This window comes from Micromonospora sp. NPDC005237, assembly GCF_040607775.1.
GTDB lineage: Bacteria > Actinomycetota > Actinomycetes > Mycobacteriales > Micromonosporaceae > Micromonospora.
Map to the genome: position 1 here is coordinate 271,914 of NZ_JBEXHJ010000004.1, position 26,833 is coordinate 298,746.

The window sequence follows — 26,833 nt, forward strand, 5'->3', positions numbered from 1 at the left end:
CCTGCCGGGTCACCGCCGACCGTCCGGCACGGGTGAGTCCGTGGGGAGGAGCGGGCCGAGCGGGCCGAGGTCCAGGTTCAGGTCCTCCGGGGCCAGACCGAAGTGCTCACGCAGCCCCACCATCTGCTCCTCCAACGCCATCAGGGTGACTCCGATGCGCTCGACCTGCTCCTCGGTGAGGTCGCCGAGGTCGACCCGGCGCAGCGCCTGCCGCTCCATGAGCTGGCGCAGCAGCTCGACGACGGTGAGCACCAGGCTGGCCAGCCCTCGCTCGACCGAGTCGCGGTCCACCGCGATCCGGCGGTCCAGCGGCGTGACCCGGGGTGGCTGCCACGACTGCGCGGCGAGCGCGGCGACCAACTCGCCCGCGTCGTCCCGGCCGGTCATCGGACGTCCTCCGGTGGTGCCAGCGCGCCGACCGACGCGACCAGCGCCCGCAACGAGATCCGGACCAGGTCGACGTCGGCGATGGACAACGTGATGTCGCCGCTGATCACCACGCCGGTGGCGAGCACCCGGTCGAGGAGGTCGACCAGGGCGACCGGCCGGTAGGCCAGCGGACCGTCCGCGCTGCTCGGCACGAGGGCGGCGGTCACCGCGACCCCCGACCGGCGCCGGTGGGCTCCGGCCGTTCCGCCACGAAGGAGTACGCCGGCCACGGCCCGGTCAGCTCCAGCCGGAGGCCCGGATGACGGGAACCCAACGAGCCGACCAGGTCGGTGAAGCGGGGCAGCGTCGCGGTGTCGACGAGGTACGCCCCGTTGAGCGCCATCGGCGTGGGCACGCCGGAGAGCCGCCGGTCCTGTGGGGCGTGCCGGCGCCCCGCCACGGCCACCTCGCACAGGGCGACGTGCACGGCGTCCGCGGCGGCGCTCGCCACCTGCTGGTGTTCCTCGCGGGCGGTCAACTGGGCACGCCTGCGGCGCAGGTACGCCGTGCCCACCCCGCCGCCGCCCGCTTCGGCGACGCTCGGCACGGACGCCCCCGGCACCAGGTAGCCCTTGACGCCCCACTCGCCGCGCCCGGTCAACCGGGCCAGGGTGGCGAACAGCTCGGCGCGCCGGGCCGCGAGCGACGCGGCGACCCGCCCGTCGTCGGTGTGCACTGTGGCGAGTCGGGCCGGCACCACCGGACCCTGTCGGGCGAGGGCCTCGACCACTGCATGGTGCGTCCGCGCGGCCCGCTCCAACCAGGCCAGGTCCTCCAGGTTGCGGCGCAGCGGCTCCTCGCCGTACTCGTCGAGCGGCGCGGTGCTGACGACCGCGACCAGCCCGGCGGCGGACACCGCGCGGACCGGAACACCACCCATCCCGGCGACCGTCGCCAGCGCCGCCCGATCGACGTCCCGCACCACACCGTGCAGCCAGACCCCGGCCACCGCGGCACGCCGGTCGGAAGCCACCTCAGCCGTCGAACTCATCCCACTCCTCCACCTCGGCGTCGCGACGTCGCGCCCGGGCCGCCACCCGGGGTCGCCGCTCCGCCTCGACCTGCTCCGGATCGCGCGGTCCCGGCTCCACCGGAGGGCGGGCACGGGAGCTCAGCCACGGGTCGTGCTCCCACCAGTCGATGCCGATCTGGCGTGCCGTGTCCACCGATGCGATGACCAGCCGCAGCTTCAACGTCAGCAGCTCGATGTCGAGCAGGCTGACCCGGATGTCCCCGGCGATGACGATGCCCCGGTCGAGCACCCGCTCCAGGATGTCGCCCAGGTTGGCCGGCTCGTGGCCGGCGGGCAGCACCTGGCCCGAGTTCTGCACCACCGAGGGCGGCTGCGCAGCGGTCATCTCAGCCCACCTCACCCTTTCCGCGCTGGTAGCGGCGCACCCGCCGATAGCCGAGCAGGTTCCCCTCGATGTCCAACTCCACCTCGTAGAGGCCGAGCAGGTCGGTCGAGTTGGGGATCCGGCGTGCCTCCACCACCTCCACCCCGACCAGCCAGCCGTCCTCGATGGGCTCCAGCGACGTGGTCACGGAGGGCTCCCGGCCGGTCAACTCGACGAGCTGCCGCAGGCCCGCCCGAGCCGCCTCGGCCGCCGACACGGGTTGCAGGTACTCCTCGTCGGCCAGCTCACGCTCGCGGGCCCTCGCGTCATCGGTCATGGCGCACTCCCCTCCCCCGGGCGGGGCCACGAGACCGTCCATCAGCGGGCGCCGAGCCCGCGGAACGCCGGCCCGCGCCCCCGGTGAGCCGGTCCAGCACCCGCTGCTCGGCCCGGTCGCGTTCCTCGGCGCTGAGTTCGCCGGCCGCCACGGCGGCGTCCAACTCCTCCAGCTCGCGCCGGACGTTGACCGGGTTGCGCTGACGCGACTCGGCCTCCCGGGCCACCACCTTGACCACGGCGGTCAACCCGCGCACCGGGGCGTACGGCAGGGTCAGCAGCGCCCAGAGCAGGTCCACCGTCAGCCCGCCAACTGGTGGGCGTCGACGAAGTCGTACGGGGCGAGCGGCCCGAGCAGCCGCAGCCGCAGCAGGCCCCGACGGTCCTGCGCGTACGCCTGGAGCACCTCGACCAGGGCGTCCTCCTGGTCGGTGTCCACCAGCAGGGCCGCGTGGGCCGCGTCCATCTCGTGGGTGGGCGGGCGCAGTTGCGTGGAGACCACGTACTCGGCCGTGACGTCGAGCAGCCGCCGGTTCTCCGCCTCGCGGCGCAACTCGACGGCCTGGCTGATCAGCTCCCCCAGCCGGATGCGGGGCTCCCGGCTGACCGCCTCGGCACGCCCCCGCACCTGGTCGGCGAGCCCGGCGGCGGTCGGGTTCTCGTCGAGAATGGCGCGCAGCAACGCCCGCTCCTCGAAGCGGCCCTGCACCACGTACTGCACCCGGCCCTCGAACTCGGCGAGCGCCGCGGCGAACCGGTCGTGATGCGGCCGGATCAGGTCGAGCACCGCGTCCGGCCCGGTGACGACGGTGCCGAACCGCACCGGCAGCACCGGCGCCACGACCGCCGTCCCGTCCAGCAGCTCCTGGTACGCCCGCAGGTCCGCCGCCCGGCCCAGCGGCGCGTCCAGCGGCACCTCGCTGACCAGGGCCGCGAGGTCACCGTGCCGGATGACGGTCACCTCGCCGGGCGGGTCGCCGACCCCCGCCGCGTCGGGCGTCGCCTCCACGTCCGCCGGCACCAGCCCGTAGATGAACAGTCCGGTCTCGTCCGCCATGTCAGCTCCTCCCGAGGTCCCGCACGGTGCCGGTGGCGTCGTCGGTGAGCCCTCGCACCGAGCCGGTGACGTCCCGGACCGCGCCGGTGACACCACCGACGAGGCCGGCCAGCCCTTCGCCCTCATCCAGGGCGAGGTCGAGCCGGTCGACCGCCTCGGCGAACCGCAGGTACGTCTCGATGCTCGCCACCGTCACCCGGGCGTTGAGCTCCACGAGGGGGATCCCGATGACCCCGGCCGTCACCTGCGCGTCGATCACGATGCCCTTGTCGAGCACCGTCTCCACGACGTCGGCGAGCCCGCCGGCGGAGCCCACACGTTCCAGAGCTCCGCCGACGGCGTCACCGCCGGAGGCGAGCGTCACTCGCCCTCCTCCCGGCGGCGGCGCACCACGGGTCGGCGCGGCGGCTCCGCTCCCCGGCGGACCGGCGGCCGGGGCCGCTGCGGCTCCTCGCGTGGCTGAGGTCGGCGGGCCCGCTCCGGGGCACGACGACGGGGTGGTGGTGGCGGCTCCTCATCGGGCTCGTCCGCGTACCCCTCGTCGTAGCCGTCCTCGTACGCCTCGTACTCCTCGTCGTACTCCGGCTCGGCCGGTCGCCGGGGTGGCCGCTGACGCAGCCGCCCGCCGGGCCGACGGCGCGGCTCCTCCTCGGCGTACTCCTCGTCCTCCGGCTCGGTCGGGGCCTCGCCGCCCCGTTCCCGGCCGCGCTCCCGCCGCTCCCGCTCCTCGCGCAGACCGGTTTCGTGGTCCTTGACCACCTGGGAGTCGCGGATCTCGCCGCGCCAGCCCTGGACCTGGTCCGGGTCGAGCGCCACCTCGGTCATGACGTGCCGGACGAAGTGCTTCAACTCCAGCCGTACCCGCCGGCCCTGGGCCCGCCACAGGTTGCCGGTGTGCTCGAACAGGCCCTGCGGGTGGTACTCCAGCACCACCAGGATGCGGGTCAGATCGGGGGTGATCTCGTGGAAGCTGACGGTGCCGTCGACCGAGCCCTTCTCGCCCTTCGAGCGCCAGTGGATGAGCCGGTCCGGCACCTGGCGGATGATCGTCGACTCCCACGTCCGGTGCGACCAGAAGACCTGCGCCTTCCAGGTCATCTTCTCGGCCGAGTCGTTCTCCGCCTGCTCGACCTTCTTCATGAAGCTCGGGAAGTCGCCGAACTGCGTCCACTGGTTGTACGCGGCCCGCACCGGGACACCGACCTCGATCGTCTCGACGATGTTGGTGACCTTCTGCTTCTTGCCGCCCTTACCGCCCTTGCCGCCCACGCGGCCGAGAGCCGACATCACCTTCTCCTTACCGCCGGCCACCCCGGCATGCACCATCGCCTTCACCGGTGAGCCGCCCTCGGCCAGCTTCTGCGCGCCGGTGGCGGCGGCGATCAGGCCCGGCCCTCCGCCCTGGCGCGCGTACTCGCTCAGGCGGCCGGTCGCGCCGGTGATCCGCTCCGTCACCACGCTCATCGCCCGATCGCCGATCGCCCCGGCCAGGTTGCGCACCTCGTCGGCCAACTGGCCCCGGAGCTTGTCGCCGAGGCCGCCCGGACTGGTGTCTCCCGCCATGGTCACCGCCCCCGTCGCTGCCCGGCCGCGTCGTTCCGGTCGCTCGTCGCGCCGCGATCGGCGCTCTGGTTGCCGCTGCCGCCCTGGTTGCCGTTGCCGCTGCGGTTGCCGTCGCCGCTCTGACTGCCGTCGCCGCTGCTGTTGCCGCTCTGGTCGCCGGTGCGGCGGCGCAGCGCGTCGGCGGAGCCGCGCAGCCGGCCGGTGAGCGCGTCGACGCCGCTGCCGGCCGCGGCGGTCGCGGCGGATCGACCGGCGTTGACCAGCGGCCCGCCGAGCCGACTCAGGTTGCTCAGCTGCGGGGACGACTGCAGGAGGTCACCACCCCGTTTCAGCAGACCGCCCGGGTCGCGGCTCGCCCGGCCGGCGGCCACCGCCGCGGCCAGAGTCAGCGCGGTACGCAGTTTGCGGCGACGGCCCAGCAGGTAGCCGAAGCCCACTGCCAGCCCGATTCGTGTTCCGGTCTTCATCAGGTCTCCCTCGCTCCCCGGTGGGTCCGGGACGTCTGCCACGCGGGGGCCGGAGAAGGGCTACCGGGGAATAGCGCGCGCCACGCCCTCGATCAGACGTCCCGTATCTGCGGACCCGGCGGGCAGTACCCGGGGGAATTGCCACGAAACCGCTGCGACAATTTCCGTCGGCACTGCGCAGAGACATTCGGAAGAACGACGCCCAACGACACGGACAGGACGTTCAGACGATCCTGAGCAGGGAATACGCCAAGAAAGACGAAGGGGTAGAGCCGATTCAGAGAGCGGGAGGCGTCGAATCGAGGCAGATTTCGGCGTGCACCTTTCCGCCGTCCTCGCGCAGTTTCGCACCGCATTTTTCGAGAACGGCGACCGCGCCGACATTGTCCGACGTCGTGTCGGCGACCACGGCGCGCATACCGGCACGGGCGGCGAGGTTGAGCAGTTCCCGCAGGGCGGCGGCGCCGACTCCCTGCCCGCGCGCCGAGAGGCCGAGCCACATGCCGGTCTCCACAGTGCCCGGCTCGTCACAGCGCGTCATCCGGATCATGCCCACCACCTCGCCGCCGACGAGGATCGCGTACATCTGTGAGCCGGTCGGGCCGTCCAGGCCGGCGAAGCTCGCCCGGTGGAACTCACGGAACGCCTCCCGGCGGGCGAGCGACCAGCCAGCGGGAGCCTCGACCGGAGGCATCACCTCGCCCGGCTCGGCCTCGGCAGCCGCTACGGAGAGCAATGGCTCCAGGTTCCGCTCGTCCACCGGCTCCAGCCGGACCGCACCCGCCACGTGCCGCAGTCTGCCGGCCTCATCGGCCGAAGTCCACCCCATTGGACATCCACTGGCGGTCCGGCTACCGGTACCGGCCGGTCGGGCGGTCAGGGTGTTTTTCCTCACGCTCCGTCGTCATCTGGCCGATGGCCCGACCGATCCGAACTCGCAGAACACCACCGAGGCGTCGTCGGTGGGCTTGTGCCGGCGCAGCCGGTCGGGATGATCGCGCTCGGCGTCCCGGACCCGACCCAGCAGCGCGGCCGGCCCCTCGACGCTGAGCAGGTCCAGCAGCCCCGCCCAGTCGGTCAGCCCGAACTGCTCGACCGCGCTGGACGCGCCGTCGCTGAGCAGCGCGGCCCGGCGCAGGGCCGCCGGGCCTTGCCGGAGCGCTGTCCCGGTCACCGCGTGGAAGGCCGCGTCCGGGTCGGCGGCAGCGGCCCAGTAGCCGTGGGTGCGGTTCATCCGCTCCCGTTGGACGCTCACCGCGTGCCGGAACCGCGTGACCGGGTCCGCCGCACCGGCCGGCACGGTCGCGACCGTCTGCCGCAGGTCGGCCATCGCCGTGTCCAGCCGGTCGTCGTTCACCACGCTGACCTGCCCGCCGACGTCCAGCACCAACGGGCTGTCGCAGAGGACCAGGTAGTCCACCTGGTCGCCGCAGTCGCGCAGCAGGCAGACGGTGCTGGACGGGGTGCCCGGATGATCGAGGTCGCACTGCCCACCGTGATCGGCGCGCACGGCGAGGATGGCCGCGGCCAGGTTGCTCGTCAGGCGGGCCGCCGGACGGGCCGCCTCGGCCACACCGAGCCGGGCGGCCAGGTGTCGGACGTACCACTCCGGCCCATGGACGCAGCCGGTGTCGAAGCCGTCCGGCACGGTCGCGCCGTCCAGGACACCGACCAGCGGGCCGAACTGGAAGACCAGGTCCTCGTTGACCGACCGGCCCGGGGCCGGCGCGGACGCGGAGCGTACCCGCATCACCGGCGTGGCCGCCTCGGCATGGCACCCCTCATAGCCTGCTCCCTCCATCGGCCCGTGGCCCGCGTGACGTCGACCGGGACGATAACCCGCGTACCCCTCCGCCCCGGCTGCATTCCTGCCGTATCCGGTATCGCGGCAACCCGGTTCGCCGGCGGCGGCCCGGCGGTAGCGTGACAACGTCTGGCCTTCGAGTTGCGCTTCCGCAGGTGGGAACGCGAGTCGGGGTCGTCCGTCGCGACAGGGGGATCGCAGATGTTGAAGCGGTTGCACGAATCGGGGCTCAAGGCGGAACACATGTACATGGCCGGCTTCGCCAGCATCGGCCTGTCGTTCACCAGCTGGTTCCTCTCCAGGCACCTGGAGCGGGCCGGTGTGGCACGCGCGGACCGGTGGGGCATCTTCATCGGCGAGTGGGCGCCGACGTTCTTCGCCATCGGCAACGGCCTGCAGGGGTACGAGAAGAAGTAGGGCCGGCCGGGTCAGCGACGGCGGTTGCGGGCGCGCGACGAACGCAGCCGGCGGAGCCGGCCGATCAGCACGGGGTCGGCGGCGAGCGCCGCCGGATTGTCCAGCAGCCCGTTGAGCAGTTGGTAGTACCGGGTCGAGGAGACGCCGAAGGTGTCCCGGACGGCCTGCTCCTTGGCGCCGGCGTGCCGCCACCACTGCTGCTCGAAGGCGAGGATGGCCCGTTCGCGTGTGGTCAGGCCCGCCGGGGGCGCGGCCGGCGCGGCGGCCGTCTCGTCGTCCGGCGGTGCGGCGTCGGCCGGCGTGGCGTCGTCGGTGCTCTCGACGGGCGGCGCCGGCCGGGGGGTCGGGACGCTCGGCGCGACACCGCCGACCGTCGCGCCCGGACGAGCGTCGGCGGACGGCTCGGGAGCGGTCGGGGCGGCGTCGGCGGGCATGACGTTCAGCCTAGCCAGGGCCGACCACTGTCGCAGCAGCCGGCACGGCCGCTCCGTACGTCGGAAACACCCGACGGTGGGGCCGGCCGCGCCGTTGACTCCCTGGCGTCGATCAGGAGATGTCGCGTCGACGCATCGTCCAGAGCGCCGCTCCGAGGATCACCACGAGCCCGATCGAGAACAGTACGGAGGACTGCTGCCAGGTGATGTCCATGGTGTCCGGCTTGCACTCCCCGGAGTAGGTGGCGTTGCAGGCGTTCCAGTCCTGCAGTGTCACCTTCTTGGTCATCCAGGCCAGCGCGTACGTGGGCAGCAGCCACGCCTCGGCGAACTTCACGCTGGCCATCGACAGGAGGATGCCCAGGCCGAACTGGCCGACCACCATGAGCGCCACGACACCACCGAGGGCCATCGCGGTGTGCCGGCCCAGCGAGGCCAGCGCGAAGCCGATGGTGGTGAGCACCAGCACCAGCGCCACGCCGCGTACCCCGGTCAGAGCGAACGACTGCCAGGCGCCCGAGGTCATCTTCTCGGTGCTGCCCCGGAAGCTGGCCACCGCCCAGAACCCGGCGAACCACAGCACCGCGGCGGGCAGCGTCACCGCCAGGATGCCGGTGAGCAGCGCGGCCAGCTTGGTGAGCAGTACGGTAAGCCGCTTCGGCCGCCAGAGCAGCAGGTTCATCATGCCGCCGGTGCTCCACTCGGCGCCGACGAAGGAGGCGCCGACGACGAACCCGACCAGGGCGAGGATCGCCGCGAACGGGACCAGCGTCTCGTCGAACGTCTTGCGGAAATTGAACGTCGAGGGCAGGAACCACTCCGCCTGGATCTGGTCCCGCGACGGCGGCGTGATCATCGAGCAGTCGTCGGGGTAGCGGCCGCCGTCGTTCGGCGTGCCGGCCGTCTTGGCCTGCTCGCAGTTGACCCGCTCCTGCTCGCTCCAGCGGATCTGCTCCTGGTACTGCTGGTCGGCCTGACGCTCGGCCTTGGCGAGCTGACCGGCGTCGATCTTCTGATTGGTGAAGAAGACACCGACCACCACCGCGGCCAGCACCAGCAGGCCGAGCAGCGTCATGTAGCGGGTGAAGCGCCGCTTGACCAGCCGGCGCAGCTCCGTCCGAAAGAGGCTCACGCGCCCCACCCTCCCGCGGTGGCGCCGGGCTGACCCGTCCCACCAACCTTCATGGACTCGTCGACCTGGCGGTTCTGGCCGGGGACCGGCGCGGTGGCGGTCAGTTCGAGGAAGACGCTCTCCAGGTCGACCGCGATCGGGGCCAGCTCGCTGACGTACAGGTTGTGCTCGGCGAGCAGCCGGGTCACCGTGGCCGGCTTGTCGACGCCGGTCAGCATCAGGTGGTCCGGGTGCCCGGCGACCTTGACCCCGGCCCGGGTGAGGGCCTCGGCGGCCGTCGGCAGGTCGCTGACCGCCTCCAGGCGGACCCGGACCGCGCCGGACGAGTGCTGGGCGAGCACCTCGTCGACCGGGCCGAAGGCGACCCGGCGGCCGAGCGAGATGATGGTGACCGAGTCGCAGATCAGCTGGATCTCGCCGAGGATGTGGCTGGACAGCAGCACGGTCATCCCGGATTCGGCGAGTGTCCGCATCAGCGTGCGCATCTCCCGGATGCCGCCCGGGTCGAGGCCGTTGGCCGGCTCGTCGAGGATGAGCAGCGTCGGGTTCTTCAGCAGGGCGGACGCGACGGCGAGCCGCTGCTTCATGCCCAGCGAGTACGTCTTGACGCGCTCGCCCGCGCGGTCGCGCAGCCCGACCAGCTCAAGCACCTCGTCGACCCGCGTGGCGGGCATCTCGCCGGCCCCGGCCAGCAGGGACAGCGTGTCCCGTGCCGAGAAATGCGGGAAGAACTGCGGGCTCTCCACGATGGCGCCGACGTGGCCGGCGACGGTGGGCAGCGCGGCGGGAACCTCGTGCCCGAGCAGCGTCATCCGGCCGCCGTCGGGCCGGATGAGGCCGAGCAGCGTACGCAGCGTGGTGGTCTTGCCGGACCCGTTGGGGCCCAGGAAGCCGTGCACCTGCCCCGCGTCGACCCGCATGTCGAAGCCGTCGAGCGCGTTGCGGGTGCCGCGTCGACGACTCTTGTACGTCTTACGTAGACCTTCGATCTCCAGGACAGCTGGCAAGCTGCACCTCCCCCGATGGTGGGCGTGACAGCCGACACCATACGCGGTATGCAGCGCCGCGCAATACCCGGTATGCATCGACACGCCGATCGATGCGTTTTACCGACGGAGAGTTACCGATCAGGCGCAGACGACCTGCACGCCGGCCGCCCGGAAGGCGTCCACCACCTCCGGGTCCGCCCCGGAGTCGGTCACCAGCGTCTCGACCCGCTCGACCGGGCAGATCCGGGCGAAGGCATGACCGCCCAACTTGGACGAGTCCGCGATTATCACGACCCGCTTCGCGCGGGCCACCATCAGGTTGTTCATGGCCGCCTCACCCTCGTGGTGGGCGGCGGCGCCGAGCTGCGGGTCGATCGCGTCCACGCCGAGCAACGCGACATCCAGGGTGACCTCACGCAGCAGCGCACCGCCCAGCGGGCCGACCAGCTCGAACGACTTCGGGCGCACCACCCCGCCGGCCACCACCACCTTCATCCGCGACCGCACGAGCAGCTCGTTGGCGATGTTCAGCGCGTTGGTCACCACGGTGAGCTGGGCACCCTCGGCGCTGGTGTTCAGGTCCGGCCGCACGGCGAGGGCCCGGGCCACCTCCGTGCTGGTGGTGCCGCCGTTCAGGCCGACCACGGTGCCGGGCGTGACGAGCGCCGCGGCGGCGGCGCCGATCCGCTGCTTCTCGGCCGAGTGCTTGGCCGTCTTGTAGCGCAGCGGCAGGTCGTACGAGACGCCGTTGGCGACCGCGCCGCCCCGGGTCCTGGTGATCATCTGCTGCTGGGCGAGCTGGTCGAAGTCGCGCCGGATGGTGGCCTGGGAGACGTCCAGCCGCTCGGCGGCCGCCTCGACGCTGACCCGGCCGTTGTCGGTCAGCATCTCCAGCAGGGCGTTCCATCTGGCGTACCGGTCCACCTCGGGGGCCCTCCCAGTGACTGCACGATCGGTGATTGATTGCGTGCACACTAGTGCGCGAAACTAGCCTGGCGCAAAAGCTGTTCTGCGCGATCGGCCGGTCGGTTGCCACGGCCACCCCGCTTCGCGCAGAATAACGCGCGAAATACGGGTGTAACGAGCCGTATTGCGCAGACAGGTCGGCCCGGCGAGGAGTTTCCCATGGCGTACGTGGACGCGGAGATCGCGAGCCAGCCCGACTGCTGGCGGGAGGCCGCCGAGCTGTCCCGCGTCGTGCGCGGCGACCTTCCCCGCCCCGGCGAGCGGGTCGCCGTCGTCGGTTGCGGCACGTCGTGGTTCATGGCGATGGCGTACGCCGCCCGCCGCGAGCAGGCCGGCCAGGGCGAGACCGACGCGTTCCAGGCGTCCGAGTTCCCCGCCGGCCGCCACTACGACCGGCTGATCGCGATCACCCGCTCCGGCACCACCACCGAGGTGCTGGATCTGCTCGCCGCGCTGCGCGGGCGTACACCCACCACCGTCATCGTCGGCGACCCGGCCGCGCCGGCGGTCGACCTGGCCACCGCCGCGGTGACCATGCCGTTCGCCGACGAGCGGTCGGTGGTGCAGACCCGTTTCGCGACGACCGCGCTTGCCCTGCTCCGGGCGCACCTCGGCGACCCGGTGACCGCGCTCGCCGCCGACGCCGAGGTGGCGGTGCGCTCCCCGCTGCCGATCGACCCGGCCACCATCGGGCAGGCCACCTTCCTCGGTCGGGGCTGGACGGTCGGCCTCGCCCAGGAGGCCGCCCTGAAGTGCCGCGAGGCGGCCACCTTCTGGGCCGAGGCGTACCCGGCGATGGACTACCGACACGGCCCCATCTCGATCGCCGCGCCCGGCCGGCTCGTCTGGGCGTTCGGCGAGCTGCCCGACGGGCTGCCCGAGGACGTGGCCGCCACCGGCGCGGCCTTCGTGCACAGCCGTACGCACGGCTGGCGCACGGTGCTCGGCAGTTGGTCTGCCGGTCGTACGCCGGTGGACCCGATGGCCGACCTGATCCTGGCCCAGCGCTTCGCGGTCGCGCTGGCGACCAGCCGGGGCCTCGACCCGGACGCGCCCCGACACCTCAGCCGGTCCGTGGTGCTGGCGTGAGCGCGAGGAGTGAGCCGGGGTTGCGAGCCCCGCAGTCGCGAACCGAGCCTGCACCGTGAGCGGTGCGGTGAGCGACGACCGGGTGGTCGTGGCGCTGGACGTCGGCGGCACCGGCATGAAGTGCGCCCTGGTCCGGCCGGACGGCGTCGCCGTACGCACCGAGCGGCACCCCACCGACGCCGCGCGCGGCCCGGCCGCCGTGATCGACACCATCCTCGACGTGGCCGACGGGCTCATCGGCAAGGCCCGAGCCGACGGCCTCACCCCGGTCGCGATCGGCATCGCCGTCCCCGGAGTGGTGGACGAGGCACGCGGGGTCGCGGTCTGGTCGGCGAACGTGGGCTTCCGGGACGTACCGCTGCGGGACCTGGCGGTGACGCGGCTCGGGCTGCCCACCGCCCTCGGCCACGACGTGCGCGTCGGTGGTCTCGCCGAGGCCCGGCTCGGCGCCGGGCGCGACGCCGACCACGTGCTCTTCGTGGCGATCGGCACCGGCATCGCCGCCGCGCACGTCGTCCACGGCGTGGCCGCCGTCGGCGCGCACGGCGCCGCCGGGGAGATCGGCCACATCATGGTCCGTCCCGACGGCCCGCGCTGCGGCTGCGGGCGACCCGGTTGCCTGGAGGCGATCGCCTCGGCGGCCGCGATCGGCCGCCGCTACACGGAGCTGGCCGACCACGGCGCGGTGCGGACACCCGGTGCCGCCGTGACGGCAGCCATGGTGGCCGAGCGGGCGGCCGCCGGTGAGCCCCTCGCCGCCCGGGTCTGGCAGGAGGCGGTCGAGGCCCTCGCCGACGGCCTCGCCACCGGGCAGGCGCTGTTCGACGTGTCGACGATCGTGCTCGGCGGTGGCCTGGCCCAGGCGGGCGACGGGCTGCTCGGCCCGCTGCGGGCGGCGCTGCATGAGCGGATGACCTTCCACCGAGAGCCGCGGCTGGTCGCGGCGGCCCTCGGCGACGAGGCGGGCTGCCTCGGCGCCGCCCTGCTCGCGCTGGACGCCGCGGGCGTCCGGGACACGGACGCCGCCCGCGTCCTTGACCATCAGGAGGAGCGATGACCGTACGGGTGAACGGCCGAGTGGTGACCCCGACCGGTGTCATCCGGCAGGGCTGCGTCGAGTGGGACGGCGATCGGATCACGGCCGTGGCCGAGTATCCGTCGGTCCGCGACGGGCACTGGATCCTGCCGGGCTTCGTCGACATGCACACCCACGGCGGCGGCGGGCACACCTTCACCACCGGGGACGCCGAGCAGGCGCGCGCGGCGGCCGGCTTCCACCTGGCGCACGGCACCACCACGCTGCTGGCCAGCCTGGTCAGCGCGCCCTTTCCGGTGATGCGCTCGGCCACCGAGGCGTTCGCGCCGCTGGTCGACGAGGGGGTACTGGCGGGCGTCCACTTCGAGGGCCCCTACCTCTCCGCGGCCCGTTGCGGCGCGCAGAACCCGGAGTATCTGCGCGACCCGTCCACGGACGAGCTGACCGAGCTGATCGAGCTGGGTCGAGGCGCGATCCGGATGGTCACCCTCGCCCCGGAACGCGACGGCGCGCTGGAGGCGATCAAGCTGCTCACCACCCACCGCGTGGTAGCGGCCGTGGGCCACACCGACGCCACCTACGAGCAGACCCGCGCCGCCATCGCGGCCGGCGCGAGCGTGGGTACGCACCTGTTCAACGGCATGCGGCCCGTGCACCACCGCGAGCCCGGCCCGGTGGTGGCCCTGCTCGACGCGCCGACCGTGATCTGCGAACTGGTCGCCGACGGGGTGCACCTGCACGACGGCATACTGACCTTCACCACCGCGACCGCCGGCCCGGACCGCGTCGCGCTGATCACCGACGCCATGGCCGCCGCCGGGATGGCCGACGGTGAGTACGAGTTGGGCGGTCAGGCCGTCACGGTGACCGACGGGGTGGCCCGGCTCGCCCGCGACGGCGCGATCGCCGGCAGCACGCTGACCATGGACGCGGCGCTGCGGCACGCGGTGCACGCCGGGATCCCGATGGCCGACGCCGCCCGGATGGTGGCCACCACCCCGGCCCGCGCCATCGGCCTGGGCGACCGGGTCGGCGCCCTCCAGGTCGGCCTCCGCGCCGACCTCGTCGTGCTCGACGACGACCTCAACGTGGTGCGGGTGCTGCGCGGCGGCTCCTGGGTGGAGTGAAGCAGCCAGGCTTGGCGCTCCCGTCGCACTCGCTGCGCGCTCCTGAACGGCGGTGCCCCTTGCTACCGCGCACCCTGTCGAGCTGCCCCATAGGTGGGGCTAGAACCTCGGGTGGTGACTGCCCCATGTCTGGGGCAGCTCGACAGGACGCGTCTCCATCCCCGTCGGAAGGCTGGCCGTCCGGGACGTGCCGGACTCAAGGCTCCGGTCGCGACGACAGCAACAGCACCAGGGGGCGACGGCCGGCGACGGGCGGCGGGCGGCGACGACGGGCGGCGGGCAGCGGCAAGCACGGCGGTCGGCGCCAAGCCGAGGCCGGGTCAGCCCAAGGCGGGGACGTCGACGCCGAGCACGGCCTGCTCGTCGGGGCGGTGCACCAGCACGTCGGCCAGGTACGACTGCACGGCGGGTGCCATCCCGACGTCCCGGCCGGCCTGCTCGGAGAGCAGCCACTTATGCTCGATGATCTGGGCGAACAGCTCCTGCGGCTCCAGCTTGCGGCGCAGGTTCGCGGGCACGGCCCGGACCACCGGCTCGAAGACCTCGGTGAGCCAGCGGTGCGCCGCCTGCTGCTCGTCGGTCAGGTCGCTCTCCGCCCGGTACGCGTCCAGGTCGTTGAGCAGCTTGCGGGCCTGGTTCTCCTCGGCGTCCAGACCGGTCAGCCGCAGCAGCCGCCGGGTGTGGTAGCCGGCGTCGACCACCTTCGGTCGCACCAGGTAGCGCCCGTCGTCGATGGTCGACATGGCGACCTCGGCCACGTCGAAGCCCAGCTCGTTGAGCCGGCGGATGCGGCCCTCGATGTCGTGCCGGGCCTCCCGCTCGACCGCCTGCTCGTAGGTGATCTCGTGCCAGAGCCGCTCGTAGCGCTGCACGACCTCCTCGCAGACCACCTCCGGGTCGATGGACTCGTGCAGCAGGCCAGCGGCCTGCAGGTCCAGCGCCTCACCGAAGATGTTCACCCGGGCGATCTCCAGGTCCTCGCCGCGCTGCCCGTTGGAGAGCGAGGTGTGCAGGGCGCCCGTCTCCGCGTCGACCAGGTAGGCGGCGAAGGCGCCCGCGTCGCGGCGGAACAGCGTGTTGGACAGCGAGCAGTCGCCCCAGAAGAAGCCGGTCAGGTGCATCCGCACGATCAGGGCGGCGAGCGCGTCGAGCAGCCGGCTCATCGTCTCCGGGCGCAGGGTGTGCGAGAAGAGCGCCCGGTACGGCAGCGAGAACTGCAGGTGCCGGGTGATCAGCACCGATTCGAGGGGCTCGCCGTCCTCGGTCTGCCGGTCGGCGACCACCGCCACCGCCTCGACCGACGGGAAGTCGATGCGCTCCAGGGCCCGGAGCAGGTCGTACTCCCTCTCGGCGATCCGCTCGCGGGTCTCCTTGAACGCGTAGACGTAGTCGCCCAGGCGGACAAAGCGGACGATGTGTCGGGAGATGCCCTGGGGGAGGGCCACCAGGTGCTGGGCAGGCCACTCTTCCAGCGGTGTCGACCAGGGCAGGTCGAGCAGCGCCGGGTCCACGAGGGCAGACGTGATCCGCACGGGCACAAGCATGACGGGTCGCCCCCCGCATCCGCCTCACATCGTGGCTGGGCCCACAGCGCCGAACACCCCGGCCTCGCGTCGGCCCGGTAGCGTGGTCGCGTGCTCAAACCCACGGCGGTACGACGTGACCTGCGGCTACGGCCCGTCCGCCCGGTCGGTTGGTGGTTCGACGCCCTGCTGCTGGCCGGGCTGGTCGGGTTGACCGTCGCCCTCGTCGGCCACCAGCTCTTCGGGCTGGACCGGGCCGTCGCCGACTGGGCCGACGCGCACCGACCGACCGTCGCCTACTGGGTGGCCCGGGTGCTGAACCTGCTCGGCCAGGGCACCCCGCTGACTCTCATCGCCGCGGGGCTGGGCGTGCTGCTGGCCGTCCGGCTCCGCTCGGTGCGGCCGATCCTGCCGCCGGTGGTCGCGTTCGTGCTGACCTATCTGACCATCGGCCCGTTCAAGGTGTGGACCGCGCGCGCCGCACCGAGCGCCAGCGTCAAGGAACCGTTCCTGCCGCCCGAGCAGACCCTGCCGCTGTTCCACGACGATCTGCCGGTGCGATTCGCCCAGTCCTACCCGTCGGGGCACGTCGCCAACGCGATCGTCTGGTACGGGGTCATCGCGCTGCTACTCGCCCCGCTGGCTCGCAGCTTCGGCCGGCACCTGCCGGGCCGGCTGATCACCGTGATCCGCATCGTGCCGCCGCTGGTCGTCCTCACCACCACCACCTATCTCGGCTGGCACTGGCTGACCGACTCGGTGGCCGGGCTGCTGCTGGGGCTGATCCTGGACCGGCTGCTGCACCGGGTGCCCTGGGACGATGTGCCGCTCCCCGGCCGGCTACGCACATGGGACCGGCCGTTCACCTCGTACCCCTAGGGTTTCGGTCCGTGGATCAACTGGCGCGGCGGCTCGGCGTACCCGATGCGGTTGTCATCGGGTTGGGCTCGATGCTCGGCGCGGGCGTCTTCGTGGTCTTCGGCCCGGCCGCGGCGGCGGCCGGCGGCTCCGGGTTGCTGCCCGCGCTGGTGCTGGCCGGCTTCGTCGCCTTCTGCAACGCGACCAGCTCGGCCCGGCTGGCGGCCCGCTACCCGGAATCCGGCGGCACCTACGTCTACGGCCGGGAACGCCTCGGACCGTTGGCCGGCTTCGTGGCCGGCTGGGGTTTCGTGGTCGGCAAGACGGCGAGCTGCGCGGCGATGGCGTTGACCATCGGGGCGTACCTGTGGCCGGGGCAGGCGCGGTTGGTCGCGGTCGGCGCGGTGCTCGCGGTGACGGCTGTGAACCTGCGCGGCATCGGCAAGACGGCCACCGCCACGAAGGCCCTCGTCGGCCTGGTGCTCGTGGTGCTGACCCTGGTCGCGGTCGTCGGCGTGGTGGGCGGGCCGGTGCACCTGGACCGGCTCGGCGACCCCGGCGGCTCCGCCCGGGGTGTGCTCACCGCCGCCGGGCTGCTGTTCTTCGCCTTCGCCGGCTACGCGCGGATCGCCACGCTCGGCGAGGAGGTCCGCGACCCGCAGCGGACCATCCCCCGCGCGGTGCCGCTGGCACTCGGCGCGGTGCTCGCGATCTACCTGGTGCTGGCCGTGGTCACGCTCGGCGTGCTCGGCGCCGACCGGCTGGCCGCTTCGGCAGCGCCCCTGGTCGACGTGGTGACCGCCGCCGGACTGCCCGGCCTGGCCTGGGTGGTCCGCGCCGGGGCCACGATCGCCGTCGTCGGGGTGCTACTGTCCCTCGTCGCCGGAGTCGGCCGGACCACCCTCGCGATGGCCCGCCGCCGCGACCTTCCCGGCGCGCTGGCCGCCGTGCACCCGGTGCACCAGGTGCCGCACCGCGCCGAGTTGGCCGTCGCCGCCGTGGTGATCGTGGTGGTGCTGCTCGGTGACGTCCGCGAGGCGATCGGCTTCTCCAGCTGCACGGTGCTGGTCTACTACGCGATCACCAACGCGGCGGCGCTCACGCTGGGCCGGGATCGGGAGCGGACGCTACCGGTGCAGGTGCTCGCCGGCCTGGGGCTGGTCGGTTGCCTGCTGCTCGCGGTCAACCTGCCGCTCAGCAGCGTCCTCACCGGGTTCGGCGTGCTCGCCGCGGGCGTCGTCGGGTACGGCCTGCGGCAGCGGAGTCGCTGAGAGGTCCGCCGGGCGCGGCGCCGACCTCGTCGCCGACGGCGGGATCGGCTCGCCGCCGGGCGCAGGCCCGGTCGGCCGGGAAACCGGACCGGTGCGGGCGGGTGGGGCGCACTGGGTGGTCAGCCAGTCCAGGCCACGTCGGCGGGCGACCACGGTGAGCCGGTCACCGGCGAAGATCACCTGTCGCGGGTCGAGGTCCCGCCACCAGATCGTCTTCGCGCCGCCGGCCGGGGTCCGGGCGATCAGCCGGACCTGCCCGTCCCGGTTGACCAGGTCCAGGGGCCGACCGTCCAGCTCGGAGCCGGCGGCGACCGGCACCTCGGCGACCGGCAGCGCGTGCCTGTCGACCGGGATCGTGGTGATCACCGCGCGTTCGGTGAGCGCGCCGATGAAGGCCGGTGCGGCCAGGTAGGAGACCGATCGGGACACCCCGAGTGCGAAGGTCTCCTCCACCCGTTCGGCGAAGTCACCGTCGAAGAGCCGCAGCACCACCCGCAGGTCGTCCCGGAGGTCGCGCGCGGCCAGGGCCGCCTCCAGGTTGGCGACGTCGTCGGTGGACGCCACCACCAGCGCCTGGCAGTCGGCCACCGACGCGGCGGTCAGGGTCTCGGGCAGGGCGGCGTCGCCGACGACCAGCGGCACCTCCAACTGGCGGGCCAGGGTCGCGCCGCGCGGCTCCGGATCCTTGTCGATCGCCACGACCTCGACGTCGTACTCGCGGAGCTGTGCCATCACCCGGGTGCCGACGTTGCCCAGGCCGATCACCACCACGTGCCCGGCGCGGGCCGGTTGCAGCCGGCCGGTGTGCAGGGCCAGCCGGGCGTTGACGATGCCGTCCACGACGACCGCGGTGATCAGCGGGATCAGCGCCAGCCCGGCCAGGTTGAGCACCACCTGCATGATCTGCGCGTCGGCCGCCTTGCCGGTGTCCGGGTCGGCGCCGCTGAGCGTGGTGACCAGCGTCAGGTAGAGCGCCTCCAGCGGGGAGACGTCCTCGGCCCGGGAGATCAGCGCGCCGAGCACCACGATGACCGCGAGCACCAGCATCACCGCGATGCCGATCTTGCGGGTGGCGAAGCCGCGTACGGCCCGCAGCAGCACCGCGACCGGGCGGCGACGCCGCCGCGCCCGGACCAGCCGCCGGGCGGCGACCTCGGTGCCCGGCGGCTGCCCGGTCGCCTCGGCGAGCACCAGGTCGGCGCCGGCCTGCTCGGCCGGCAGCAGCTCCATGCCCTGCTCCGAGTCGGGGCGAGCCAGCGCGCACACCACGTCCTGCGGCCGGACGTCGGCCCGCCGCGCCACCCGCAGCGTCTTGTCCCGATGCTGGAAGGAGCTGGGGTCGACCTCGCCGAGCGCGGCGGCCACGAACGCCGGCGCGGCCATCTCGGCGTCGGAGAGCACCTCGACGGGCGCCTTGAGCAGCTTGCGTACGCCATCGGCGAGGGTGCCGTTGAACATCCGCAGCACCTGGCGCACCCGCTGGTCGACGGCCTGGGCGCAGAGCGCGGCGTGCAGGTTGCCGACGTCGTCCTGGTGCAGCAGGGCCAGGCCGGTCGCCCCGGCCAGCCCGGCGGCCTCGAAGGTCGCCACGTCCAGACGCTCCGAGCGGACCACGCGGACCCCACGCAGCCCGGCCACGTCCGGCCCGTTGCGGCGGTAGCGCTCCGGCACCACGACGGTCACCCGGACGCCGCCGGCCGGGAGGTCGGATTCGACCATCGCACGGGCCACGTAGTAGGCGAGCGCGTCCCGGCCGCAGATCACGTAGTGCGGACGCGGATCACCGGCGGCGCGTAGCCGCCAGTTCCACTCGACCGCCCGTCGCGCCCGGTCCCGCCACGGCTCCGCCATGCCCGGATCGTAACCAGCACGACCACACTGGGCGACCCCGCCCGGATCATCCCGAGCACGCATGTCGACCAGGCATGTCGACCGGGGCGGCGGGTAGAGCACCGGGATGCAGACCTTCCTGCCGTACCCGGACTTTCTGGCCAGCGCCCGCGCGCTGGACCAGAAGCGGCTGGGCAAGCAACGGGTGGAGGCCATCCAGGTGCTCCGCGGCCTGACCCGACCCGGGTACGGGTGGCGCAACCATCCGGCGGTGAAGATGTGGGCCGGGTACGAGGAGGCGCTCACCCGCTACGGGCTGGACATGTGTGCCGTCTGGACCGAGCCGGGACGGGCCGACACCTGCGCCACCACGCTGACCGTCGACCTCGCCGCCGCCTGCGGGGCCGGCGTCGTACGCACACAGGACGAGCTGGCCCGCGCTGGTGACCTGCCGCCCTGGCTCGGCCGCGACGACCTGCACCTGAGCCACCGCTCGTCGCTGCTGCGCAAGGACCCGGCGCACTACCGCCCGATCTTCGGCGCCGACGTCCCGGAGGATCTGGAGTACGTCTGGCCCGCGTCCGACCGCGAGCGCCGCTGCCTGCCGTAGGGGAGACTGGGCCGGACGAGGGAGGTGCGCGTGGCGCTGTCGCGTGTGGTGGGTCGGCTCATCGGCGTACGCCAGCACCAGGTGGACCCGGGCGGAGGTGGCGCCGACCGCGTGCCGGGACCGGTCGCGGCGGTGGTGGTCGGCGGCGGGATCGCCGGCATGTCGGCGGCGGTCGTGCTGGCCGAGCGGGGTGTGGCCGTGACGGTGCTGGAGGCGGCGCCCACGCTGGGCGGGCGGCTCGGCGCGTGGCCCGAGGCGCTCGGCGACGGCGAGCAGCAGAACGAGCATGGCTTCCACGCGTTCTTCCGGCAGTACTACAACTGGCGTTCCATCCTTCGTCGCGTCGAGCCCGACCTGGGCTTCCTCAAGCCGATTCCGGGTTATCCGATCCTCAGTGCACAGTGGCCGACCGAGGAGTTCGGCAGGCTGCCGCCCGCGCCGCCGGCCAACCTGCTGGCGCTGCTGCTGCGCAGTCCCAGCCTGCGCCTGGCCGATCTGCGGTCGATGGACCGGGACGCGGCGTTGCCGCTGCTCACCTACGACCCGGTCCGCACCTACGCGGAGTTGGACGACACCACCGCCGACGAGCTGCTGGCCTCGCTGCGACTGCCGGACCGGGCGCGGGCGATGCTGTTCGAGGTCTTCTCGCACTCGTTCTTCAACCATGAGGCGGAGATGTCGGCGGCCGAGATGGTCGCCCAGTTCCACTTCTACCTGCTCGGCAATCCGGAGGGGCTGGCCTTCGACTGCCCCGACGAGGACTATGCGACCGCGATCTGGCAGCCGCTGACGAGGCACGTGGAGAAGCACGGCGGTCGGGTGCTCACCGCGTCCGGCGCCACGGGGGTGCACCGCGACGGCGAGGGTTGGCGGGTGACGACCACCGACGGCGGCAGCCACCCGGCGGCCCACGTGGTGCTCGCGGTGGATCCGCCGGCCCTGGCCGCGCTTGTGGCGGCCTCCCCCGACCTGGTCGGGCGGGCACCGGAGCTGGCGGCGCGGATGCCCCGCTTCGGCACGCCCGGCCCGCCGTACGCGGTGGCGCGGTACTGGTGCGACGGGGACGTGGCGGCCGACCGGGCCGTGTTTAGCGGGGTGTCGCGGCAGCCCACACTGGACTCGGTGACGCTCTACCACCGGCTGGAGAACGAGTCGCGCCGCTGGGCGCGACAGACCGGCGGTTCGGTCGTCGAGCTGCACGCGTACGCCTGTGAGCCCGGTGTGCCGGCCGAGGAGCTGGCCGAGCGGATGCGCCGCGAGCTCGTGGCGCTCTGGCCGGAGGCGGCTGACCTGCGGGTCCGGGAGCTGCGCGCCCGGGTGGAGGCGCAGGCGCCGGCGTTCACGCCGGGCAGCCACGCCTGGCGTCCGGGGGTGCGCACCGAGGCGCCCGGCGTCTATCTGGCCGGCGACGGGATCGCCACGGACTTCCCGAGCGCCCTGATGGAACGCTCCGCGGCCACCGGGATCATCGCGGCGAACCACATCCTGCGCGCGGAGGGCGCCGCGGCCGAGCCGGTGCGCTCGATCCGGCCTCGGGGCCTGCTGGCCGGGCGGGCCACCCCAAACCGACAAAAAGCAACATAACCGACGGTACGCTGCCGTACGCTCGAATGATCATCTGTCGATCGGCCGGGCGGGAGGGCAGCGGCGATGTCACCACTGCACCGCGTCGGCGCCCAGAGCGTTCCGCTGACCGAGGAGACCGGCCGGGACGACGCGTACCCGCTGCTCCGCGACGAGCGCGCCTGCGTCGTCACCGCGCTGCGGCTGGGCTGGTGGATGGCGGACGCGTACCACCACGGGCAGCACGCCGAACCCGGTCCGACCGTCCCGGCCCACCCACCGGCCAAGCTCTCCAACCTGACCGAGATGTCGCTCCCGCGCCGGATGCGGATGTACCTCGACGGCGTGGACGTCGCGCTGGCTCAGATCTCGGCGCTCACCCGGCACACCGGGCCGCTGCCGGACACGTCCGCCGCCCGGACCCGGCTGCCCGACCTGGACCGGCTGCCCGACCTGGAACAGCCCGACACCGCCGACACCGAACCGCTGCTGCTCGCCCTCGATGACCTCAACGTGGACGTGCTGCGCTGGGCGATGGCCACCAACCTCCGGGTCGGGCTCGCCTACCGGCTGGGCCGGTCCCTGGCCGACACGGTCCGGCCCGGCGACGCGGCCCAACTGCTGCGGCGCTTCGACGGCCGGCAGATCCAGCTCAGCCGGTGGCTGGACGAGCTGGCCAGCGTGCTGCCGCCGTACTCGGCCGCTGTGGTCCGCCGCTCGCTGGCCGCCTGGGCGGTCGCGGTGGAACGGGCCGGCCAGGGCGATCCGGCGGAACCCGAACCGGCCGAGCTGAGCCGCGAGCTGCGCAACCAGGGTGACCTCTGGCGCGGCGTGCTCACCGGCGGCCTGCATCCGCGCGACCTGCTCGACGAGGAGGACTACGCGGTGGTCGCCCGGAACCTGATCATCCGGGACCGACGGCTGGTGGCCCAGGCCGCTCGGGGCATCTTCTGGCCGGTGCTGGTGCCCCTGCTGGTGGTGCTCTTCGCGGTGGTCGGGGTGAGCGCCGCCGCCGCGGCCGGTTCACCGACCACGCGGGCCACCGTCGCCCTGCTCGGTCTGGGCGCCGGGCTGGCCGCCATCTGGCGTTCCGTCTCCGGTCCCGCGCTGGCTGTCGCGGGCGAGGTCAACCGGCCGCTCCTGGACAGCGAACTCACCGCACGGATGGCCCTGCGGCTGGACCGGCCACTGGCCAACGCCCGCCGCGCGGCGGGGATCGCTACCCCGACCCGGCGCGCTCCCCGGACCCGGCGCGCTCCCCGGACCCGGCGCGCTCCCCGGACCCGGCGTCAGGGTCGTCCCGAGGAGCCGGGCAGCCCATCGAAATACGTTGCCCCACTCTCCCGTGCCGACCTACCGTGATCGCGCAAGGTCAACCACCGCCGCGGGAGCAGATCATGACGAGGTCGCACGTCACCACCGTGCCGTCGTCGACGCTGCCCGGCGACGGTTGGCGAGCGAAAGGCCCTCGGGCGGGCCGGCCGGACTGACGCGTACCCGTACGCGCCGAGCCGCCCCGTCCGAACGCCGGACCGGGCGGCTCTTCGCTGTCCGTCACCAGCTGGAAAGGAGTCCCGGTGGACGCCGTTCTCGTCATCAACGCCGACCTCGGCCCGTTGCACCGGGTCACCGTTCAGCACGCCGTCCGGATGCTCTGCCGTCGGGTGGCCGAGATCCATGAGGCGGAGCCGGACCAGGTGATCGGCGTCTTCCCGCTGCCCCGAGTGGTGCGGTTGGTCCGCTACGTGGTCACCCGGTGGCGGTTCAGCTCCGGGCCGGCCTGGTCCCGGGCCGGGGTGCTGCGCCGCGACGAGCGCTGCTGCGCGTACTGCGGTGGGGCGGCATCGACCATCGACCACATCCTGCCGCGCTCGCGGGGCGGCCGGAACACCTGGCGAAACACCACCGCCGCCTGCTACGGCTGCAACCAGCGCAAGGGCGACCGCACCCCGGCGGAGGCGGGCATGCCGCTGCGCCGGGAGCCGGTGAACCCGGGCTGGGCGTCGCTGGCCGGGCGGTGACCGACCGGCCGGCGGGAACGGGGGGCCGCGTCGGGGTACGCCCCGGCGCGGCACCCGCCGGCCCCGGTCAGAGACCGCGTTCCTTGACCTTCGGCTTCGGGCGGCCGCTCGCGCAGTGCGCACGGATCTCGCTGCTGTGCTCAGCCGAGGTCAGCTCGACCTGGACCTGCTTCGCCGGGCCGGGGTCGTAGGGCGCCGCCCGATAGCCCGACGCGGGCGTCACCGTGAGCAGTTCGGCCGATCCCCCGAGGCAGCGGACGGTGACCGTTCCGCCCTGGGCCTGCACCGTGACCACCGCAGGGTCGGTGGGCGTGGGCGTGGGTGTGGGTGTGGGCGTCGGCCTGGACGTGGTCGGTGCCGGAGTGGACGTTCCGCCGGAACCCGTCGGTGGGCTGGTCCGGGGAACGGCCGGGGTGTTCCGGGCCGACGGGCCGGCCGGCGGACGGGCGGCGGACGGTTCGGGCTGTGCGACGGTCTGCGGCAGCCCCACGGTGGTGGTGCCGCCCGTGCCGGTGCCGGTTCGTGGAATGGGCCCGTCGTGCTGCCGGGTGCCGTAGTCGCCCAGCGACCCGGCCACTGCCACCGCGGCGATCACCGCGCCGCCGACCGCAAGCGCCACCCGACGCCGACGCCAGGAGTGTCGCCGGGAGGCATCGGTCGGGTCGGCGGTGACACCGGCGGAGGGCTCGGACGGCGCGTCGTCGACCGGCGCACCCCCGGTGGCCGCCGACCCGACCCCGGACGCTCCGCCCGCGGCTGCGGCTACATCCGCCGTCGCCGGCCCGGCGGCAGCTCCGAGCAGGATGCGGGCCGCGTCGGCGGCCGAGGGCCGGTCGGCGGGATCGCGGGCCAGGCACCAGCGGTAGAGCCGGTGGATCTCGGCGGGGACTCCGTCGATCTCGGGCAACGGGTCCGGCTCGACGTGGACGTGGGCACGGAGCATCGCGGTCTGCGCCTCGGTGGCCCAGGGCAGCCGACCGGTGAGCGTCCGGTGCAGGAGCAGGCCGAGGGCGTACACGTCGCAGGCCGGCAGGACCTCGCCGGCCGCCAGGCGCTCCGGTGCGAGGTAGGCGGGCGTACCGAGCAGCCGTCCATCGAAGTCGATCTCGGGGTCGCCGACGGCCGCCGCGATACCGAAGTCGAGCACCTTCGCGCCGGTGGGGGTGAGCATCACGTTGCTCGGTTTCACGTCGCGGTGCACCAGCTCATGGGCGTGCGCGGCCGCGAGTGCCGTGGCCACCTCCGCGCAGACCCGCAGCGCGGCGCGGGGTGGCAGTGGCCCGGCGGCCAACCGTTGTTCGAGGGTGACGCCGTTGAGCAGTTCCAGCACCACGAACGGAACCTGGACGCCGTCGACGAGCGACTCACCGAAGTCGTAGACGCCTGTGACGTACGGGTGCGACAACCGAGCTGCCGCCTTGGCCTCGGCCCGGATCCGCTGTCGGGCGTTGGCGTCCGAGGCGACGAGCACCTTCACCGCCACGTCCCGTTCGAGCACCTCGTCGTACGCCCGATGGACCGCGGACATGCCGCCGCTGCCGAGACGCTCCAGGAGCCGGTAGCGGCCCGCAAGCAACCGATCACGCTGCACGACGGACAGCCTGCCGTACCGCCCCGCCCCGACACCAGCCGGGATCGAGGTTTCGCAATGAATGGGCCCGCGGTGGCTGCGGCGAAGGGCTCTGGCCATCCACTTTGGCTGCCCGCCGTGTCGATGTGCTGTTGAGCCGTATACCTCAGAGGTATGAATATGACTCTGAGGTATACCGCTTACCACCGCATCCGCCCCCACCGAGGTGACCGAGGGTCACCGCCGGCCGCCCGCTGCGCCCACAGCCCCAAAGGCTAGGAATTACTCGTCTAGGGCTCGAACCACTTGCGGCGACCTGGCCGGCGGGGCGTACCGATGACGAATTGGCGGGCGAAGCCCATGAAGCGGTTGTACAACTCGACGGGGTCGGGCGGGTCCGGCAGGAGGTGGGCCAGATCGACGCTCGCCTCGAACAGGCACGAGGCCATGTCGAGCGTGAGGAGTCTCGGCTCGTCGGCGTACGGCGACGACGAGGCGTAGGCGACGAGCTTCAGCGCTCGGTCGGCGCTCGCCAGGCGAAGCGGGGTGCCCGGCGCTCCGCCATTGCCGCCACGCCCTCCCGGGCCTCGCCGCTGTCCGCCACCTTCCGGTGCCACCAGGCGATCCGTGCCGGTCCGGCCCGGTCGTCGACGATCTCCTTGGCGGCGGCGACGCTCAGCGGCGACCGCTGGGCGATCGTGGCGGTGAGGTCGTCCACCCGTGCGGCGAGCCGGTCGCCCGGCAGCACCTCGTCGACGAGGCCGATCCGTAGGGCGCGGTCGGCATCGATCAGCTCGGCGGTGAACAGCAGGTGCTTCGCCGCCGACGGGCCGACCAGCCGGGCCAGCCGCCGCGTCGTCAGCGCGGGGTAGACCAGCCCGAGCCGGGCCGGCGGTACGCCGAAGCGGGCGTCATCCGAGGCGATCCGCAGGTCACAGGCGACCGCGAGCTGAGCGCCACCCCCGACGCAGGCGCCCCGGATCGCCGCGATCGTCGGCTTGGCGAAGCCGGCCAGCCGCTCCTCGGCGGCCACCGCGATGCTGGTGTCGCCGGCGTCCAGCAGCTCGGCCAGGTCGCCGAGGTCGGCGCCGGCGCAGAAGGCGTCGCCCGCGCCAGTGAGCACCAGGGCCCGTACGTCGGGGTCGGGCTCCAGCCGGTCGAGCAGCTCGGGGAGTTGCCGCCACATGGCAGCCGTCATCGCGTTGCGGCGGGCCGGGTTGTGGATCACCACGGTCGCCACCGGTCCGGTCACCGCGACTGTCAGTTCCGCGTCCGACACGTTCACCCCGAATTCCACGCTGAAGCGAATCTTGGACAGTTTCCGTCAGGAGCTGACGGCAACTGTCCAAGATTGCCAGAAACCTGACGGCGCGGACCCGGCGGCCACCGTTGAGGATGGCCGCC

The 26,833-nt window shown here is 73.4% G+C and carries 29 protein-coding genes and 2 pseudogenes; 10 read left to right on the plus strand and 21 right to left on the minus strand.

The window, feature by feature from the left end; genetic code table 11:
- Window positions 1–9 precede the first annotated feature (9 nt).
- The 12 genes and pseudogenes from ABZT87_RS13705 to ABZT87_RS13760 all read right to left on the minus strand — a co-directional run bounded on the left by ABZT87_RS13705 (window position 10) and on the right by ABZT87_RS13760 (window position 6,939).
- Window positions 10–387, minus strand: a complete 378-nt coding sequence (locus ABZT87_RS13705; protein ID WP_355135665.1) for a gas vesicle protein K — start codon at window positions 385–387, stop codon at window positions 10–12.
- Window positions 384–596 (minus strand): gas vesicle protein, encoded by a 213-nt coding sequence (locus ABZT87_RS13710; RefSeq protein WP_355135667.1) that lies wholly within the window; start codon window positions 594–596, stop codon window positions 384–386. Before ABZT87_RS13710 ends, ABZT87_RS13705 begins: the two co-directional genes overlap by 4 nt.
- Entirely contained in the window at window positions 593–1,420 is an 828-nt protein-coding gene (locus ABZT87_RS13715; protein ID WP_355135669.1) for a GvpL/GvpF family gas vesicle protein, read from the minus strand. Before ABZT87_RS13715 ends, ABZT87_RS13710 begins: the two co-directional genes overlap by 4 nt.
- Window positions 1,404–1,787, minus strand: coding sequence for a gas vesicle protein GvpJ (gvpJ, locus tag ABZT87_RS13720; protein ID WP_355135671.1), 384 nt, complete (start codon window positions 1,785–1,787; stop codon window positions 1,404–1,406). Before gvpJ (ABZT87_RS13720) ends, ABZT87_RS13715 begins: the two co-directional genes overlap by 17 nt.
- Before the next feature lies 1 nt (window position 1,788).
- On the minus strand, window positions 1,789–2,103 hold the full coding sequence (locus ABZT87_RS13725) for a gas vesicle protein (protein WP_355135673.1): 315 nt from the start codon (window positions 2,101–2,103) through the stop codon (window positions 1,789–1,791).
- Window positions 2,093–2,401 (minus strand): gas vesicle protein GvpG, encoded by a 309-nt coding sequence (locus ABZT87_RS13730; protein ID WP_355135675.1) that lies wholly within the window; start codon window positions 2,399–2,401, stop codon window positions 2,093–2,095. The genes ABZT87_RS13725 and ABZT87_RS13730 overlap by 11 nt, the downstream gene beginning before the upstream one ends.
- Window positions 2,402–2,403: 2 nt before the next feature.
- Complete coding sequence (locus ABZT87_RS13735) at window positions 2,404–3,159, minus strand: GvpL/GvpF family gas vesicle protein (protein ID WP_355135677.1); 756 nt, start codon at window positions 3,157–3,159, stop codon at window positions 2,404–2,406.
- A 148-nt stretch (window positions 3,160–3,307) separates the two neighbouring features.
- A pseudogene (gene gvpJ, locus ABZT87_RS13740) lies at window positions 3,308–3,523 on the minus strand (gas vesicle protein GvpJ); the annotation flags it as partial.
- On the minus strand, window positions 3,520–4,722 hold the full coding sequence (locus tag ABZT87_RS13745) for an SRPBCC family protein (RefSeq protein ID WP_354858060.1): 1,203 nt from the start codon (window positions 4,720–4,722) through the stop codon (window positions 3,520–3,522). The gene ABZT87_RS13745 and the pseudogene gvpJ (ABZT87_RS13740), both read right to left, overlap by 4 nt.
- A gap of 2 nt (window positions 4,723–4,724) precedes the next feature.
- Window positions 4,725–5,189 carry a hypothetical protein gene (locus ABZT87_RS13750; RefSeq protein ID WP_354858063.1) on the minus strand — a complete coding sequence of 155 codons (465 nt, stop codon included), beginning with the start codon at window positions 5,187–5,189 and terminating at the stop codon, window positions 4,725–4,727.
- Window positions 5,190–5,466: 277 nt separating this feature from the next.
- Window positions 5,467–5,976 carry a GNAT family N-acetyltransferase gene (locus ABZT87_RS13755; protein ID WP_354858066.1) on the minus strand — a complete coding sequence of 170 codons (510 nt, stop codon included), beginning with the start codon at window positions 5,974–5,976 and terminating at the stop codon, window positions 5,467–5,469.
- Window positions 5,977–6,093: 117 nt separating this feature from the next.
- Entirely contained in the window at window positions 6,094–6,939 is an 846-nt protein-coding gene (locus ABZT87_RS13760; protein ID WP_355135679.1) for a hypothetical protein, read from the minus strand.
- Between the two features lie 255 nt (window positions 6,940–7,194).
- Between ABZT87_RS13760 and ABZT87_RS13765 the strand changes: the two genes are divergently transcribed.
- The gene (locus ABZT87_RS13765) at window positions 7,195–7,410 is read left to right on the plus strand and encodes a hypothetical protein (RefSeq protein ID WP_234583345.1); all 216 of its coding nucleotides are present in this window, start codon (window positions 7,195–7,197) and stop codon (window positions 7,408–7,410) included.
- An 11-nt stretch (window positions 7,411–7,421) separates the two neighbouring features.
- Here the strand turns inward: ABZT87_RS13765 and ABZT87_RS13770 are convergent, their stop codons facing one another.
- The 4 genes from ABZT87_RS13770 to ABZT87_RS13785 all read right to left on the minus strand — a co-directional run bounded on the left by ABZT87_RS13770 (window position 7,422) and on the right by ABZT87_RS13785 (window position 10,889).
- Entirely contained in the window at window positions 7,422–7,844 is a 423-nt protein-coding gene (locus ABZT87_RS13770) for a DUF3263 domain-containing protein (protein WP_355135681.1), read from the minus strand.
- A 112-nt stretch (window positions 7,845–7,956) separates the two neighbouring features.
- Window positions 7,957–8,976: an ABC transporter permease subunit gene (locus ABZT87_RS13775; protein ID WP_355064393.1), complete on the minus strand. Its 1,020-nt coding sequence runs from the start codon at window positions 8,974–8,976 to the stop codon at window positions 7,957–7,959.
- A complete protein-coding gene (locus ABZT87_RS13780) occupies window positions 8,973–9,983 on the minus strand; it encodes an ATP-binding cassette domain-containing protein (protein WP_355135683.1) in 1,011 nt (336 codons plus the stop codon). The genes ABZT87_RS13775 and ABZT87_RS13780 overlap by 4 nt, the downstream gene beginning before the upstream one ends.
- A gap of 120 nt (window positions 9,984–10,103) precedes the next feature.
- On the minus strand, window positions 10,104–10,889 hold the full coding sequence (locus tag ABZT87_RS13785) for a DeoR/GlpR family DNA-binding transcription regulator (RefSeq protein WP_007465896.1): 786 nt from the start codon (window positions 10,887–10,889) through the stop codon (window positions 10,104–10,106).
- A 201-nt stretch (window positions 10,890–11,090) separates the two neighbouring features.
- On the opposite strand from ABZT87_RS13785, the gene ABZT87_RS13790 reads away from it, so the two are divergent.
- The 3 genes from ABZT87_RS13790 (at window position 11,091) to nagA (ending at window position 14,183) form a co-directional block, all read left to right on the plus strand.
- Window positions 11,091–12,020, plus strand: a complete 930-nt coding sequence (locus tag ABZT87_RS13790) for a sugar isomerase (RefSeq protein ID WP_355135685.1) — start codon at window positions 11,091–11,093, stop codon at window positions 12,018–12,020.
- 67 nt (window positions 12,021–12,087) lie between these two features.
- A complete protein-coding gene (locus ABZT87_RS13795; protein ID WP_355135687.1) occupies window positions 12,088–13,077 on the plus strand; it encodes an ROK family protein in 990 nt (329 codons plus the stop codon).
- Window positions 13,074–14,183: an N-acetylglucosamine-6-phosphate deacetylase gene (gene nagA, locus ABZT87_RS13800; RefSeq protein WP_355064387.1), complete on the plus strand. Its 1,110-nt coding sequence runs from the start codon at window positions 13,074–13,076 to the stop codon at window positions 14,181–14,183. Before ABZT87_RS13795 ends, nagA begins: the two co-directional genes overlap by 4 nt.
- Before the next feature lie 320 nt (window positions 14,184–14,503).
- Here the strand turns inward: nagA and ABZT87_RS13805 are convergent, their stop codons facing one another.
- A complete protein-coding gene (locus ABZT87_RS13805) occupies window positions 14,504–15,727 on the minus strand; it encodes a DUF4032 domain-containing protein (protein WP_007465906.1) in 1,224 nt (407 codons plus the stop codon).
- A 120-nt stretch (window positions 15,728–15,847) separates the two neighbouring features.
- Here ABZT87_RS13805 and ABZT87_RS13810 point away from each other — a divergent pair, with 120 nt between their 5' ends.
- Window positions 15,848–16,585, plus strand: a complete 738-nt coding sequence (locus ABZT87_RS13810) for a phosphatase PAP2 family protein (RefSeq protein ID WP_355135921.1) — start codon at window positions 15,848–15,850, stop codon at window positions 16,583–16,585.
- A gap of 11 nt (window positions 16,586–16,596) precedes the next feature.
- Window positions 16,597–17,835, plus strand: coding sequence for an APC family permease (locus ABZT87_RS13815; RefSeq protein ID WP_355135689.1), 1,239 nt, complete (start codon window positions 16,597–16,599; stop codon window positions 17,833–17,835).
- A gap of 39 nt (window positions 17,836–17,874) precedes the next feature.
- Here the strand turns inward: ABZT87_RS13815 and ABZT87_RS13820 are convergent.
- Window positions 17,875–19,686, minus strand: a pseudogene (locus ABZT87_RS13820) (NAD-binding protein); the annotation flags it as partial.
- A gap of 106 nt (window positions 19,687–19,792) precedes the next feature.
- On the opposite strand from ABZT87_RS13820, the gene ABZT87_RS13825 reads away from it, so the two are divergent.
- From ABZT87_RS13825 to ABZT87_RS13840, 4 genes are all read left to right on the plus strand, one after another.
- Complete coding sequence (locus ABZT87_RS13825; RefSeq protein ID WP_354858084.1) at window positions 19,793–20,275, plus strand: MSMEG_6728 family protein; 483 nt, start codon at window positions 19,793–19,795, stop codon at window positions 20,273–20,275.
- A gap of 30 nt (window positions 20,276–20,305) precedes the next feature.
- Complete coding sequence (locus ABZT87_RS13830; RefSeq protein ID WP_355064383.1) at window positions 20,306–21,859, plus strand: FAD-dependent oxidoreductase; 1,554 nt, start codon at window positions 20,306–20,308, stop codon at window positions 21,857–21,859.
- Window positions 21,860–21,925: 66 nt separating this feature from the next.
- Complete coding sequence (locus ABZT87_RS13835) at window positions 21,926–23,200, plus strand: hypothetical protein (protein ID WP_355135691.1); 1,275 nt, start codon at window positions 21,926–21,928, stop codon at window positions 23,198–23,200.
- A 215-nt stretch (window positions 23,201–23,415) separates the two neighbouring features.
- Window positions 23,416–23,859 carry an HNH endonuclease gene (locus ABZT87_RS13840; RefSeq protein WP_354858092.1) on the plus strand — a complete coding sequence of 148 codons (444 nt, stop codon included), beginning with the start codon at window positions 23,416–23,418 and terminating at the stop codon, window positions 23,857–23,859.
- Between the two features lie 67 nt (window positions 23,860–23,926).
- Here ABZT87_RS13840 and ABZT87_RS13845 read toward each other — a convergent pair whose 3' ends face one another.
- From ABZT87_RS13845 to ABZT87_RS13855, 3 genes are all read right to left on the minus strand, one after another.
- Window positions 23,927–25,450, minus strand: coding sequence for a serine/threonine-protein kinase (locus ABZT87_RS13845; RefSeq protein ID WP_355135693.1), 1,524 nt, complete (start codon window positions 25,448–25,450; stop codon window positions 23,927–23,929).
- Window positions 25,451–25,719: 269 nt separating this feature from the next.
- Window positions 25,720–25,878: a hypothetical protein gene (locus ABZT87_RS13850; RefSeq protein WP_354857371.1), complete on the minus strand. Its 159-nt coding sequence runs from the start codon at window positions 25,876–25,878 to the stop codon at window positions 25,720–25,722.
- A gap of 62 nt (window positions 25,879–25,940) precedes the next feature.
- Entirely contained in the window at window positions 25,941–26,714 is a 774-nt protein-coding gene (locus tag ABZT87_RS13855; RefSeq protein WP_355135923.1) for an enoyl-CoA hydratase/isomerase family protein, read from the minus strand.
- Window positions 26,715–26,833: the final 119 nt, after the last annotated feature.